The organism is Pedococcus sp. P1_H8, from assembly GCF_056405175.1.
In genome coordinates, this window is sequence record NZ_JBFUCP010000010.1 from 1 (window position 1) to 14,162 (window position 14,162).

14 protein-coding genes are annotated in these 14,162 nt (G+C 70.5%); 8 read left to right on the forward strand and 6 right to left on the reverse strand.

Annotated features, from left to right (window positions below; translation table 11 throughout):
* The first annotated feature begins 64 nt into the window (after positions 1-64).
* Both AC1DYG_RS15085 and AC1DYG_RS15090 read left to right on the forward strand, forming a co-directional pair.
* On the forward strand, positions 65-850 hold the full coding sequence (locus AC1DYG_RS15085) for a DUF7507 domain-containing protein (RefSeq protein WP_477640684.1): 786 nt from the start codon (positions 65-67) through the stop codon (positions 848-850).
* A gap of 129 nt (positions 851-979) precedes the next feature.
* Entirely contained in the window at positions 980-1,486 is a 507-nt protein-coding gene (locus tag AC1DYG_RS15090; RefSeq protein WP_477640685.1) for a mycothiol transferase, read from the forward strand.
* A 26-nt stretch (positions 1,487-1,512) separates the two neighbouring features.
* On the opposite strand, the gene AC1DYG_RS15095 is transcribed toward AC1DYG_RS15090, so the two are convergent.
* Entirely contained in the window at positions 1,513-2,295 is a 783-nt protein-coding gene (locus tag AC1DYG_RS15095) for a fructosamine kinase family protein (RefSeq protein WP_477640686.1), read from the reverse strand.
* A 179-nt stretch (positions 2,296-2,474) separates the two neighbouring features.
* On the opposite strand from AC1DYG_RS15095, the gene AC1DYG_RS15100 reads away from it, so the two are divergent.
* The 4 genes from AC1DYG_RS15100 (at position 2,475) to AC1DYG_RS15115 (ending at position 6,484) form a co-directional block, all read left to right on the forward strand.
* A complete protein-coding gene (locus AC1DYG_RS15100) occupies positions 2,475-3,650 on the forward strand; it encodes an endonuclease (protein ID WP_477640687.1) in 1,176 nt (391 codons plus the stop codon).
* Positions 3,651-3,718: 68 nt separating this feature from the next.
* The gene (locus tag AC1DYG_RS15105) at positions 3,719-4,609 is read left to right on the forward strand and encodes a GAF and ANTAR domain-containing protein (protein ID WP_477640688.1); all 891 of its coding nucleotides are present in this window, start codon (positions 3,719-3,721) and stop codon (positions 4,607-4,609) included.
* Positions 4,610-4,726: 117 nt separating this feature from the next.
* Entirely contained in the window at positions 4,727-5,413 is a 687-nt protein-coding gene (locus tag AC1DYG_RS15110) for a DsbA family protein (RefSeq protein ID WP_477640689.1), read from the forward strand.
* A 9-nt stretch (positions 5,414-5,422) separates the two neighbouring features.
* Complete coding sequence (locus AC1DYG_RS15115) at positions 5,423-6,484, forward strand: App1 family protein (protein WP_477640690.1); 1,062 nt, start codon at positions 5,423-5,425, stop codon at positions 6,482-6,484.
* Positions 6,485-6,511: 27 nt separating this feature from the next.
* Here the strand turns inward: AC1DYG_RS15115 and AC1DYG_RS15120 are convergent, their stop codons facing one another.
* A complete protein-coding gene (locus AC1DYG_RS15120; protein ID WP_477640691.1) occupies positions 6,512-7,954 on the reverse strand; it encodes an MFS transporter in 1,443 nt (480 codons plus the stop codon).
* An 87-nt stretch (positions 7,955-8,041) separates the two neighbouring features.
* On the opposite strand from AC1DYG_RS15120, the gene AC1DYG_RS15125 reads away from it, so the two are divergent.
* Entirely contained in the window at positions 8,042-8,902 is an 861-nt protein-coding gene (locus AC1DYG_RS15125) for an Fpg/Nei family DNA glycosylase (RefSeq protein WP_477640834.1), read from the forward strand.
* Between the two features lie 226 nt (positions 8,903-9,128).
* Here the strand turns inward: AC1DYG_RS15125 and AC1DYG_RS15130 are convergent, their stop codons facing one another.
* The 4 genes from AC1DYG_RS15130 to AC1DYG_RS15145 all read right to left on the reverse strand — a co-directional run bounded on the left by AC1DYG_RS15130 (position 9,129) and on the right by AC1DYG_RS15145 (position 13,747).
* Positions 9,129-12,110 (reverse strand): helix-turn-helix transcriptional regulator, encoded by a 2,982-nt coding sequence (locus AC1DYG_RS15130; RefSeq protein WP_477640692.1) that lies wholly within the window; start codon positions 12,108-12,110, stop codon positions 9,129-9,131.
* 83 nt (positions 12,111-12,193) lie between these two features.
* Entirely contained in the window at positions 12,194-12,508 is a 315-nt protein-coding gene (locus AC1DYG_RS15135; protein WP_477640693.1) for a type II toxin-antitoxin system PemK/MazF family toxin, read from the reverse strand.
* 4 nt (positions 12,509-12,512) lie between these two features.
* Complete coding sequence (locus AC1DYG_RS15140) at positions 12,513-12,746, reverse strand: YlcI/YnfO family protein (RefSeq protein ID WP_477640694.1); 234 nt, start codon at positions 12,744-12,746, stop codon at positions 12,513-12,515.
* 56 nt (positions 12,747-12,802) lie between these two features.
* Entirely contained in the window at positions 12,803-13,747 is a 945-nt protein-coding gene (locus AC1DYG_RS15145) for an aminoglycoside phosphotransferase family protein (protein WP_477640695.1), read from the reverse strand.
* A gap of 79 nt (positions 13,748-13,826) precedes the next feature.
* On the opposite strand from AC1DYG_RS15145, the gene AC1DYG_RS15150 reads away from it, so the two are divergent.
* Positions 13,827-14,153 (forward strand): rhodanese-like domain-containing protein, encoded by a 327-nt coding sequence (locus AC1DYG_RS15150; protein ID WP_477640696.1) that lies wholly within the window; start codon positions 13,827-13,829, stop codon positions 14,151-14,153.
* Positions 14,154-14,162 lie beyond the last annotated feature (9 nt).

Below are 14,162 nucleotides of genomic sequence, written 5' to 3' on the forward strand. Positions count from 1 at the left end.
GTGACCCTGCGCGGGGTCACGGTCGCGGACCAGCTGGTCGCGCCGGCCGGTCCCGCGGTCACGGGTGACCCTGCGCGGGGTCACGGTCGCGGACCAGCTGGTCGCGCCGGCCGGTCCCGCGGTCACGGTGACCTGCCCGCCTGGTGACGTGGCACCGGGTGACTTCGTGACCTGCACCTCGAGCCCCTACGTGGTGACCCAGGCCGATGTCGACGCTGGTGCGGTCAAGAACACGGCGACCGCGTCCGGGACTCCGCCGACCGGTCCGCCGGTCACGAGCCCGCCCTCGGCCACAACCACCTCGACCCCGAGCGATCCGGGTCTGCTCCTCAAGAAGAGGGTGTCGTCGATCCGCGACACCAACGGCAACCAGGTGATCGATCTCGGTGACGAGATCATGTGGACGTTCGCGGTCACCAACACCGGTGACGTCACCCTCCATGACGTCGGCATCGATGACGCACTCCTCGCCACTGCCGGCATAGCCGTCAGGTGCCCGCGGAGCACCCTCGCGCCGACCGAGTCGATGACGTGCGTGAGTGAGGGGTACTCCATCACTCGGGCTGACGTGGACGCCGGACATGTCGCGAACGTCGGGCTCAGCAAGGGCATCACCCCGACGGGAGATCCGATCGAGTCGCCCACCAGCGACACGAACACCCCTCTCGATCCCGACGGGGAGCTCCCCTTCACCGACGGTGAGCTCCCCTTCACCGACACGACGCCAGGAGGCGACGTCCTCGCCTTCACCGGCACCGACGTCGGACGCCTCGTCGGCGCGGCTCTGGTGGTGCTGATGCTGGGCGTCCTGCTGATCGTGGCCAGTCGTCGGCGACGGACCAACGCCTGAGTGGCCTTCGGTTGGGCAGGACGCACTCGGGGATCAGCAAACCCTGGCCCTGCCTCTCGGGTTCTCCGAGAGGCAGGACCTGGGTTTCCCGAGAGGCAGGCCAGGGACGAACTGCTTAAAATCCGGGACATGACCCTCGGTGACCTGCTCGTCGATGCGTTCACCCGGATCCGCGAGGGTGCCGAAGGGGCCGTGCGCGGCTTGTCGCCGGAGCAGCTCGCGCAGCGACCGACGCCCAACGCCAACTCGATCGGATGGCTGGTCTGGCACCTGACCCGCATCCAGGACGACCACATCGCGGAGGTCGCCGACCACGAGCAGGTGTGGGTGAGCGGGCGCTGGCACGAGCGGTTCGGGCTGCCGTTCGACCCGGCCGACACGGGCTACGGCCACACCCCCGACCAGGTAGCCCAGGTGCAAGGCCTCGATGCGGACCAGCTGGTCGGCTACCTCGACGCGGTGCACGCCGTCACGGTGAACTACGTCCGGCCGCTCACGCCCGACGACCTCGGCCAGGTGGTCGACGAACGCTGGGACCCGCCCGTCACGCTCGGGGTGCGGCTGGTCAGCGTGGTCAACGACGACCAGCAGCACGTCGGCCAGGCCGCCTTTCTCCGCGGTCTCCTGAACGGTTGAGAGCGACCCGCCACACGACATTCGAACTAGCGGTAGCGGCGAGCCAGCTCCACGGCGCGGTGGGGGTAGTCGGCACCGAAGAGCACGGCGTGCACCATCAGCGGGTGCAGCTGGTGCAGCGCCGCCCGCTGTGGCCACTGCGAGTCGAGGCGGTGCTGCTCCAGGTAGCCGCCGATCACGAAGTCCCAGTGCGGACACCCGAACAAGGCGAGCATCGCCAGGTCGGTCTCCCGGTGGCCCCCGTGCGCCGCGGGATCGATCAGCACTCCCCCGCTGGGCGTCCAGGCGATGTTGCCCGACCAGAGGTCGCCGTGGATGCGCGCCGGGGTCGCCCCGTCGTCGAACTCGCCGTGGGCGACGCGACGCATCACTCGCTCGAACAGCGCAATATCGGATCGGTGGTAGATACCCCTATCGACCCCCATCGACAGCATGGGCAGCAGGCGCTGCTCGGCATAGAACTCGCCCCACGTCTCGCTGGCCCGTAGCGAAAGGGGCAGCAGCTCGGTCGCCGGACCGAGGAAGCCGTCCCCCTCCCACCCGGCCGGAGGGCTCCCGTATGCGGCGGCGCCGGCATCGTGCGTTCGCGCCAGTGCGGCGCCGAACGCCTCGGCCATCGCCGGGTCCGGGTTGGCGAAGGTGAGCTTCTCCAGGTCGAGGTGGTCGGAGGCGACGTCGAGCACCGTGACCACGTCCACCCCGCCCGGGGCGCTGGCCAGCCAGGCCAGACCGGCCGCCTCCCAGCGGAAGTAGCCGTCCGGCGCCGACCGGCTGCCCTTGCGGAAGACCGCCGGGGGCTGCTCGCTCACCGGGGCCCCCCGGGTCGGAGCCGCGCGCCTGCCATCCCGACATCTAACCGCGCTGCGACATCTCACCGCGCGTGGGCACCCGGCCCGCCACGCGGCATACCGGGAAATTTGCCAAGCCCGGCACCAGCACTGACCGCCCGGCCACCCGCTGTATGCCGCGCGGCTGGCACCTTGCCAGCATGCAGCTCACGATCCGGGTGCGTCCGCGCCTCGCGGCCCTGGCCGCCCTCCTGCTCGTCGCCTTCCTCGCCGTCACCGCACGGACGGCACTGGCGGCCACCCCGCTGACCGTCGCGCAGGCGATCGCCACCCAGAACGGCACGAGCCAGACCGTGACGGGCTACGTCGTCGGGGAGCCGGTGGCGACCACCACGGTGAACCGGTCCAACTTCACCGGCGACCTCGCCATCGCACTCGCCGACTCGTCCGGCGAGACCGGCACCTCGAAGATGCTGTACGTCCAGCTCACCACGCAGTGGCGCTCGGCCTGGGGGCTGAAGACCAACCCCTCGAAGCTCGGGACGAAGATCACCGTCACCGGAAGCCTGACGGCCTACTTCTCCCACGCGGGCCAGAAGTCCCCGACGGCCATCACCGGTGCCACCCCGGATCCGGACCCCACGACCACGCCGCCGCCGACCTCGACCACCTCGGCACCGGGTCCGTATGACAGCACCTACTACGCCAGCGCGATCGGGAAATCCGGCTCGGCGCTGCGCACCTCGCTGCACACCATCATCAAGACCCAGACGGTCCTCACGTACGACGAGGTCTGGGACGCCCTCAGGGACACCGACCAGGACCCGAACAACACTGCCAACGTCATCGAGATCTACTCGGGGCGCTCGATCGCCAAGTCCGACAACGGCGGCGGCGGCGACCAGTGGAACCGCGAGCACGTCTGGGCCAAGAGCCACGGGGACTTCGGCACCGCGAACGGACCCGGGACCGACGTCCACCACCTCCGTCCCGAGGACGTCACCGTGAACTCCGATCGCGGCAACCTCGACTTCGACAACGGGGGCTCGGCCGTCAGCCAGTGTCCCGACTGCTGGCGCGACGGCGACTCGTTCGAGCCGCGCGATGCCGTCAAGGGCGATGTGGCGCGGATGATCCTCTACATGGCGATCCGTTACGAGGGCGACGACGGCTGGCCGAACCTCGAGCCGAACGACTCCGTGGCGAATGGCAGCGCCCCCGCCATCGGCAGGCTCTCGGTCCTCAAGGCATGGAGCGCCGGCGACCCACCGGACGCGTTCGAGGTGCGGCGCAACCAGGTCATCTACGACACCTGGCAGCACAACCGGAACCCGTTCGTGGACCACCCGGAGTGGATCACCTCCATCTGGCCCTAGAGGTCTGGCCCTAGAGGGCTGAGCGGCGGGTACGGTGAGCGTGAACACCACGTCGCCTAGGAGCGCCCATGGCCGAGCTGGCCTCCGTCCCGGACCTCACTCCGGACAACACCCCGAGCACCCCGGGCACCCCGAGCAGCGTCGATGGGGCGAACGCCGAGGACTTCTCGGACTCCCCGCCCTCCTCGCGGATCACGCAGGAGGACGCGCGGGAGGCCGAGGCGCTCCTCGAGGACGCCGGTGACCGGAGCCTGGCCGCGGCTCAGCGGTTGATGTCCGAGCTCGCTGGCTCGCTCGAAGGTCTCGACGACCTCGCTCCCTACCTCGACCGGCTGGTGGCGGCGGTCAACGCCAACATCGACGGCTGCGACGCGGTGGGGGTGACGGTGGTCATGGAGGACCGGCCGCGCACGGCGGCCTACACGACGGCGGGGACGCTCGAGATCGACGCCGTGCAGTACGCCGTCGGCGACGGGCCCTGCCTGGACGCCTTCCGCAACGGGCGGGAGAACCTCGTCGACTTCGCCGGCGGGGAGGAGCGCTGGCCCGCGTTCATGGCGGGGTGCGAGGCCGGAGAGGTGCAGTCCCTGCTCGCCCTGCCCCTGGAGTCGGGGGGCCGGCGGTTCGGAGCCCTGAACCTCTACGGCTACGCGCGACACGCGTTCGACCACAGCGACCTGGTGCTCGTGCGGATGGCGGCCGCTCGCGCGGCCGATGCCCTGGCAGCTGCGGTGCAGGTTGCCGGGGCCCGTCAGGTGGCCGCCCAGATGGAGCAGGCGATGGCCAGCCGTGCTGTCATCGAGCAGGCCAAGGGCGTCCTGATGGGCCGTCACTCGATCAGCGAGGTCGTGGCCTTCGAGCTGCTCCGACGGCAGTCCCAGGAGCAGAACCTCAAGCTGCGCGTGCTGGCCGCCCAGATCGTCGGTGAGGCACGATCCTCGCGTTCCGAGGCGCTGTGAGCTAGTCTCGGCTCCACCTGAAGCAACCGGGTTTGGCCACACGGCCATCCCGGTTGCTTTTTGTTTGACCGGGACTGCATCCACGGGCAGTGGTCTTGGCCCCAGGAGGTTTGCGAGATGAAGGGTGCCCCCTGCACCTGCCGCGGCGGCTTCACCTGCTGCGGCACCCCCCACCCGGCGACCCGACTGGGACTGCGCTGCAGCCACCTGCGCGGTGGACGCGAACCGGGCCGAACCCCCGGACTCGGGATGCCAGGCCGGTTCGCCACCGGATGGACAGGACATGGGCTGCCGTCGACCGCCGACTCGTCGACCCTGCTCGTCTACGTCATGGACATCTACGACCCCGCGTCGTGGGCCTACCTGCCCTCGGTCAGCGCCGTGCTCAGTGCCGCCTGCTCGCTCGTCGACGTGGAGGTCGTGCAGTCCGGCCGGTATGCCGCCAACGCACCAGCCGCGTGCCTCATCGCCCTGCTCGCGGCGGGCGAGCTGCCGGTGTCGACGGTCCTCGGTGCAGTGCAGCACGCGTACTTCGTCGACGGACGGCCGCTCGACGCGCCTGGAGTCCTCGAGTCGATCTGTGCGGGTCTCGGCCTCGACGGTCCCGCGATCGAGCTGTTCGCGGCCAGCCAGCGAGCCCGTGAGCTGGCCGCGGAGGACTTCGAGCTCGCCCGGGACTTCGACCTCGGCGGCGGTCCCCTGCTGATCGCCAGCCGTGGCGAGCAGATCTTCGAGTTCGACGGGCCCGGCGCGACCAGTGATCGACTGGTCGACCAGTTCAGGACGGTCCTCACGAGGCCATAGGGTCTGTTCATGGCCAGACCGCATCGCGCTTCCATCGTCGAGGACGCCTGGCACCGTCGGGTCGACTCGACGCTGCGCCGCCGGGGATGGCAGACCCGGATCGTGGCGCACACGGGCTACGGATCGCAGGAGTTCGCCCGGGTCCTCGGCAGGGTGCTGCTGACCCGGCGCCCCGAGTCCGGTGAGCGCGCCGACGCCGGTGCCTCGACCGCGGAGCTGCGGTCCGCCGAGGACGAGCGCCGTGGCTGGCGCGCGTTCCTCACCGCGCCGGCGATGAACGTCCCGGTGACGATCACCGTCGGCACCAAGACGGTGCACACGCGCAGCGACCGCAGCGGCTACATCGACACCAAGATCAAGGGCCACGGGCTCGAGCCCGGCTGGCACGAGGTGACCGTGACCGCGGTCGATGCCGAGGACGTCGTTGCTGCGGTCATGATCGTGGGCGACGACGAGACCTTCGGCCTGATCAGCGACATCGACGACACGGTCATCTCGACCTCCCTGCCCCGCCCGATGATCGCGGCTTGGAACACCTTCGTGAAGAGCGAGAACGCCCGCCACGTCGTGCCCGGTATGGCGACGATGTACCGCGAGCTGCTCGAACAACACCCGAACGCGCCGATGGTCTACGTCTCCACCGGCGCGTGGAACACCGCGCCCACCCTGACCCGGTTCCTGCGGCGGCACGGCTACCCGCCGGGACCCCTGCTGCTCACCGACTGGGGGCCGACCAACACCGGGTGGTTCCGGTCAGGGCAGGAGCACAAGCAGGCCTGCCTGCACCGGCTCGCCAACGAGTTCCCGCACATCCGCTGGGTGCTCGTCGGTGACGACGGGCAGCACGATCCCAAGATCTACGGCGACTTCGCCGAACAACGTCCCCACACCGTCGCAGCCATCGCCATCCGCGAGCTGACGCCGGGCGAGCAGGTGCTGTCGCACGGCATACCCGTGTCGTTGGAGGAGTTCGCCGCGCCTCGTGGCCGCCACGAGCGCGAGGTGCCGGTATGCCGCGCCGGCGACGGCTACGGGTTGGTGCGCCTGCTGCGCCTCGCCCTCGACCTCTAGGCCGCACCGGACGCCTGAGCCGCAGAGCTAGCGGCCCGTGACGTCGAGGTGTGGGGCGTCGGCACAAGGGGTCTCGCGCTCGGCCAGCCCGAACGCCGTCAGGGCCGCGCCGCCGACCAGCAGCCCGGCGCAGATCAGCATGGCGAGCCGGTAGGCCGGTGCGAGGGCGTCAGCCGACGCGTAGTCAGCGCCGCCCAGGCCGACCAGCGGGGGAAGGGCTGCCACCGCCAGCAGTCCGGCAGTGCGCGCCACGGCGTTGTTGACGCCACTCGCCGTGCCTGCGAGCTCGTCAGGGGCGGCGGCGAGCACGGTGCCGGTCAGGGGGGCGACCGTCATGGCCAGGCCGAGCCCGACGAGCGTGATCCCCGGAAAGACGTTGGTGACGTAGGAGGCGTCTCTCGGTGAGAGGGCCAGCAGCACGAATCCCGTTGCTGCGACGAGGGTTCCACCGATCATGTACGGGCGGGGGCTGGACCTGGCCGCGAGCCTCCCGAAGCGGCCCGCGAGGACCAGCATGACGACACTGAGGGGCAGCGTCGCAGCGCCCGCGGCGAGCGCGGACCACCCCGCCACGGTCTGGAGGAAGAGCACGAGGAACAGCAGCGCGGCCGACAGTCCCGCGTAGACGAGGAGCGTGACCAGGTTGATGGTGGTGAACACCCGGTTGGCGAACAGCGAGGGCGGAACCATCGGGTCATGGGTGTGCATCTCCGTCCGGACGAACCCGCCGAGCGCGATCACCCCGATGCCGCCGATGGCCAGGGCAGAGACGCTGAGGCCGTCTGACAGCGACGTCAGACCATAGGTCAGTCCGGCCAGTCCGACCACGGCCAGCGCGACCCCGGTCGCATCGATGTGCTTGCTGGCCAACGGATTTCGCGACTCTGGCACGAACTTGAGACTCAGCACCACGACCACCACCGCGAGCGGAACGTTGACCCAGAAGGCCCATCTCCAGTCACGCTCGACGAGCCAGCCGCCGATCACGGGTCCCGACGCCGTGGCCACGCCGAGCAGGCCGGTCCAGGCGCCGATCGCCGCCATCCGGTCGTCCCGGTGGAACGACGCCTGGAGGATCGCGAGGCTGCCCGGCACCAGTAGCGCAGCGCACAGACCCTGGACGGCGCGCGCCGCAATGAGCACCTCGACCGTCGGCGACAGGGCGCAGAGCACCGAGGCGATGCCGAATCCACCCACGCCCACGGCATACATCGCCCGTCGCCCGAACCGGTCACCCAGCGAGCCGCCGAGCAGGATGAAGGAGGCCAGCGTCAGCGCGTAGGCGTTGACCACCCACTGCAGCCCGGCGAGGTCGGCCTCGAGGTCGCGTCCGATCGTCGGGAGCGCGACATTGACGATGGTGCTGTCCAGCAAGGCGATCCCGCTCCCCAGGACCGTGGTGGCGAGGGCCAGTCGTCCGGTGTGCGACTTGAGCCGCAGCAGCTCATGGGGCGCGGCCGTCGTCGTCATGGCTCCATCGTCGCACCGCCGCGCAAGGGTTCCGGCGTGCTGGGGATTCCCGCGGGTTTGCGGCGGATGTCTGACAAACTCGGCCTTGTGCCGGAGCTGCCCGAGGTCCAGGCGCTCGTCGACTTCCTCGCCGAGCGGACCGTCGGGCTGGCCGTGACCGGGGTCGAGCTGGGGTCGTTCTCGGTGCTGAAGACCTTCGACCCGCCGCCGCAGGCGCTCACCGGAGCTCCCGTCGACGCGGTGTCGCGGCACGGCAAGTTCGTCGACATCGACTGCGACGGCGTCCATCTCGTCTTCCACCTCGCGCGCGCGGGCTGGTTGCGCTGGTCCGACGCGATGCCCAACACCGTGCTGCGTCCGGGCAAGTCGCCGATCGCCCTGCGCACCCGGTTCTCCGACGCGTCCGGCTTCGACCTCACCGAGGCGGGCACCAAGAAGCGTCTGGCGGCCTACCTCGTCCGTGACCCGCACGACATCCCCGGTATCGCCTCCCTCGGACCCGACCCGATGGCCGAGGAGTTCACCCGTGAGGCGTTCGGCGCGCTGCTGTCCGGCCGACGCTCACAGATCAAGGGGCTGTTGCGCGACCAGGGGTTCATCGCGGGCATCGGCAACGCCTACTCCGACGAGATCCTGCACGTCGCCAGGATGTCGCCGTTCGCGATGGCCGCCAGCCTCGACGACGATGCCGTGGACCGGCTGTATGCCGCGTTGCGCGGAACGCTGTCCGCTGCCGTCGCGACCGCCTCCGGCAAGCCGGCCAAGGAGCTCAAGGACGCCAAGCGCGCCGGGATGAGGGTGCACGGCCGCACCGGGGAGCCCTGCCCGGTCTGCGGAGACGTGGTGCGTGAGGTGTCGTTCGCCGACTCGTCGTTGCAGTACTGCGCGACCTGCCAGACCGGTGGCAAGCCGTTGGCCGACCGACGGATGTCCCGCCTCCTCAAGTAGCGGTGCCGTGGTAGGTCGCCGTGGGCGCCGCGACTCTCAGCAAGGGTGGCGCGGCTACGCCGTGGCAACGAGCGCCACTTCAGGGTCGTGGTCGAAATGCGAATCTGCCTTGCACATTTGCGAAGGCGCGTTACGCATTTTGCACCTCACCCCTGGGAGCGTGCCGGGCCAGGGTGCCCGGTCACCTGACCGGAGACGTTGGCAGCGCGCCGACAGGGTGCGCCGCTCACGGAGTGGTGTCGTCGCTGCCGTCCGACCGGGCTCTCGATCGCACGGCCAGGGCGGCGAGCTGGATGCGGCTCGACGTGCCGGTCTTGTGGAGCAGGTTGGAGACGTGGACGCTGACCGTCTTCTCGCTGATGAACAGGCTGCGCGCCACCTGGGCATAGGTCTCGCCGGCGACGATGTGCTGCAGGACCTCCGCCTCCCGTGGGGTCAACGTCACGCCCGCCAGCCCGGTGACCGAGTCGGTGGCGGGATGGTCGTCTCCGGGGGCGGTCAGGGAGAGGTGCGCCTGGAGGGCAAGCTGGTTGACGAGCGCTGCCAGCGGGGACGCTCCGAGCTCCTTCGCGATGGCGGCCGCCAGACCCAGGGCGCCGGCCGCCCTGTCGCGGCCCTTCGGCTCTGCCAGGAGCGACCGACCCAGGAAGTACAGCGACCTGGCCTCGTCGAACCGTAGTCCCGCACGCTCGGTCGCCTCAGCCGCCGCCTGCCAGAGGGGGAGCGATGTCGGGGCGTCCCCTTGGCATCGGGCGCGGTCGGCGGCGTAGAGCGCACCCCATGCCGGGTGGACTGCGTCCTCGAGACCAGAAGGCAGGTAGGGCGGGGGCGAGCCGCCACGCAGGGACTCGATCCGCTCCAGCCAGGAGATCGCGGAGAGCCTCGGCTCGTCGGAAGCGCCCGCGCCACCCTCCGCCAGGTCGGCTGCCGCCCGCGCCGCCAGCAGGAGGAGCTCGTCTGCCACGAAGTGGTCGAGGGCCACGGCCTGGGTCATCCACGAATCGACCAGTTCGAGGGTGCGTCGAGGTCGTCCCAGCTCGAGGGCGACGATCATCTCCGACAGGAGGAACTCGTCGCCCAGTCCGCTGACAGGCATCAGCTCCCTGGCCCGCGCCAGATGCGCGTCGGCCGCGGCAACGTCGCCCTCCAACGCGCTGAGCACGGCCGCACCGCAGCGGGCGGCCGCGCCCCAGCGGGTGCTCAGCCGCAGAGCCAGCGTTTCGCGGATGACGGAGCGCGCAACGTCCCACTGGCCGAGCTGGACCAGCGTCAGGGCCGCGCGAGCACCGGTGCACGAGATGCCCTGGGCGCTGCCGCGTGCCCGCATGAGGGCGAAGACCTCTCGCGAGAGCGAGGCCGAGGCGGCAAGCTGTCCGACGGACTCGTAGCTGTTGCAGACGTTGACCGAAACCCTGATGAGCAGCTCGGTCTCGTCGACCGCTCGGGCAAGGGCCCAGGCACGCTCCGCGTCGACAACGCCGTCGTGGGTGCCCCACAGCGTCTGCGCGCGCACCACCAGAGCCCAGGCAAGGACATCATCGGCACCGAGTGCCTCGGCGAGGCGAACTGCCTCCGCGGCGTGCTCCACGCCGGCGTCGATCCCCTCGAAGACCTCGAAGTTGGCCAGGTGCGCCAGTGCGAAGGCACGTTCCTTCGAGTCCGGGAAGCGGCTGGTCAGGGCGACGGCACGCTCGAAGTCGGCGACCACCGCCGTTGAGCTGCCCGTGACGTTGGTTCCTTTCGCGAAGTTCAGCGCCATCAGGACGCGGCAGGCGGCCAAGGGCTCCTCCTGCGGGTCGACGGCCGCGAGCGCCCGCTCGTAGAACTCCAGGGCCCGAGCCGGTCTGCCGGCGGCGATCAGGCACCGGCCGGCTCTCGTGAGCAGTTCGGGAGTGGACGGCCTCGATTCAGCCGACACCAGTTCGAGCAGGTCGGCCGCCGTGGCGAGGTGCGTTGCCTCCTCGCTGACTGCATGAAGCGTGCGGGCTTCGTCCGCCGCCAGAAGTGCCCACCGGAAGGCCGGTTCAGGGTCCTCGGCGGCGGCGTAGTGCAGGGCGAGGTGGGTGGCGCGGTCGGCGTCGGTGACGCCGTCGGCGACCTCCCAGGCCTCAGCGAAGGCGCGGTGGACCTCCGGGAGCTGCCACGGGGGCAGCGTCGTGGCGACCACCTCGGCCAGCAGGGGGTGGCGGAACCACACGTCGTTGGGTTCCTGCAGGATCACGATGCCCTCGCCGACCGCCTCGCTCACGGCGGCAGTGACGTCGTCGCCGGCCACCCCACGACGCGAAGCAAGGTCCTGCAGCACGCGGAACGCCACGGGGCGCCCGGCGACCGCCATCAGCTGGGTGACCGCCCTCGCCGCGGGACCGAGCCGGTGCCACGACGCGAGGAGCGCTTCAGCGAGGCGGCTCCCCCCGCCATCGGCATCGCCGATTCCTTGCGCCATCAGCTCAGCGAGGTAGGGATTTCCCTCGGAGCTGGCAAACACTGACTCTGCCAGAGCCAGGTCTGTGCGCACTCCTGGGAGCCCCCGCACGAGCTGCTCGGTCTCGCCGGCACTGAGTCGCGAGAGGGGGAGGCGGTCGACCACCGTGATGCGTCGGACGTCCGCCAACCACCCGTGCAGCGGGTGGCCGTCGCCGAGCTCGGTGTCCCGGTAGGTGAGGGCGAGGGCGAGGTGCTGACCAGGGTGCAGTCCGGCGACGATGAAGGAAAGGACATCGAGGGAGCTCGGGTCAGCCCACTGGAGGTCGTCGACGACCACGAGGGTGGGCGCGTCATCGGCCAGCCGGTCGACGGCCCCAGCCAGTCGGAACAGCAGTCCCTGTGATCCGGTTTCCGCAGTCTGGCCGAGCGAGCGGCCGAAAGGGTTGGCGAGGGAGCCCAGGACGCCGCGGCTGGAAACAGCCCGGGGAAACACCCGGTCCAGGGTCTCGGGGCTCACGCCTCGCACCCAGCGGTCCAACCCTTGGGTGAAGGGCAGGTGGGTGGTGACCTCGGCCCCGAACCGGAGGCACTGGCCGAACAGGACGTGAAAACCGCGCGCCTGCGCCCGCTCGACCAGGTCGCGGACGAGGGTGGTCTTGCCGATGCCGGGTTCGCCGTGGAGCAGCGTTGCCCGGGGTTTCCCGGCAACGGCTCCGTCGAGCGCGCGGAGCAGCTGCGCCTGCTCGGCAGAGCGTCCCACCAGTGGTCGTGGGGGGTCCATCCACCGATCATCCACCCGGGACGGTCGCGACGTCGTCCGCAGCGCGGCGGAGGGCCCGCCGCCGTCCCGGGAAGGCCCCCGTCTCAGTCGAGAAGGGGGAGGTCGAGGTCGTAGGCCAGGACGATGGCGCGGGCCAGTTGCCGCTCCTGCTCGGGGTTCAGGTATCCGACCGTTCGTCCGAGGGTGCCCGTCGGAACAGTGAGGACGTTGTCCAGCGAGATCACGCAGTCGGCGTCAAGGCCGTTGGCGGGTCCAACGCCCACTTCGCTCGACAGACCCTTGATCGTCGTGGTGATCGGGGCCACCGACACCTTCGTCATTGCACCTCGGGCAGCTTCTCGAGTGAGGACCAGCACCGGTCGCGTCTTGTCCAGGCGCGCCAGACAGATTTCCCGCACGCGATCAGTCCTCGATCACGGCGTGGGCGCCGGTCCATTCGACGAGGATGTCCAACTCGTCCGCCGAGCCATGGGCCCGAAGAATCTGGGCGTCGTGTTCAGCGACCAAGCGGCGCATCTCTCGTTCCAGGGCGGACGCGACGAGCGCAGCCCTGCTGGGCGCCCTGCCGGCTGCGACGCTGCTGTCGAGGAAGGCGACCATCTGGTCGGGAAGGCGCACCGCGATCTGCGTACTCATGCGACACAGCATACCGCAGTGAATCCCGAAATGGGATGCGGGGAGGTGCCGCTGATTCAGTCGGGCAGCAGCACCGTTGCTGCGTCGAGGAAGCACTCGGCAGCCTCGTCGTCGTCGAACCACCGCAGGTAGAGACCGGTCGTCACGCGCTCGACGAAGGCCCACTGCCCCACCCGGTCCGGGTCCGTGCCGGTGAGCTCCGCGGCGTGCAGGCAGAGGGCCTCGTGCCGCTCACGCGCCAACGCGTGGTGACGGCTGGCCAGGATCTCCCTGCTGAAGTCGCGCAGGGTCACCCCGACGTCGTACTCCGGTTCGCAGCGGAAGCCGTCGGGGTCGACGAGCTTGTAGCGCGGGATCCCATTGGCCTGCAACGCATTTCCAGGGTGGGGATCGCCGTGGCAGAGGACGTCACGCGCGGAGTCGCGGGTCGCCGACAGGTGCCGGGCCAGCTCGTGGGCGCGATCCAGTGCCGCGCCCCAACGCTCCTCGTCGTCGTCCTGGCGGAACCGACGCACGATCCCAGCCAGCACCGCGGCCTTGTCCTCACCGGCAGCCACCTGCGGAGCCAGGGACACCGGCACCTCCCAGGCCAGCCGCAGCGCGGCCGCCAGGTGGTCGAGCTGGTTGGCCGCCGCCATCCGCGAGGAGGCGAGGCTCGGGCCCAGGCGTTCCAGCAGCACGGCGCCGCGGGCGGCGTCGGAAGCCAGCACCGCGGCATACCCCCGTCCTTGTCCTGCCTCGAGAGTGGCCACCTGGGCGGTGAAGCTCGGGCCCACCTGCTCGATCTTGAGGACGGCCGGAGTTCCGGCGGCGTCAACCGCGACGACGGGGACGCCCAGCCCTTCGGCGAACAGCTCGCCGAGAGTGAGCGACCAGCGTTCCACGAGCTCGGCGAGCAGCTCGGGCAGGCCGTCGAGCACCGGGGTGAGCGCGGGGTGGTCACCCACCTGCGCCCGTGCGGTGGCGACCACGCGGGCGATTGCCGCGGCGCTGCTCGTCATGGCCACACTGTGCCGCCCGGGAGGACGGTCTGCCCACTGGATTTCCGCGTGGTCGGGGCGGGGGTGTTTCATTGGGGGCATGACCATCCCCCAGGTGCCCGTCACGGACGTCCACGACCACGCCGTCCTCCTCGACGTGCGGGAGCAGGACGAATGGGACGCCGGCCACGCGCCGGGTGCCCTGCACATCCCGTTGGGCGAGCTGCCGTCCCGGCTCGACGAGCTGCCCGACACCGATGCGGGCACGCTCGCCGTGACGTGTCGCGGGGGTGGACGTTCATCGAGGGCCGTCGCCTGGCTGTCCCAGCAGGGATTCGACGTCGCCAACCTCGACGGCGGCATGAAGGCATGGCACGGCGCGGGCAAGCAGCTCGTGGCCGACTCGGGCTCCGCCACGGTCAAGTAGGCCGTGGCC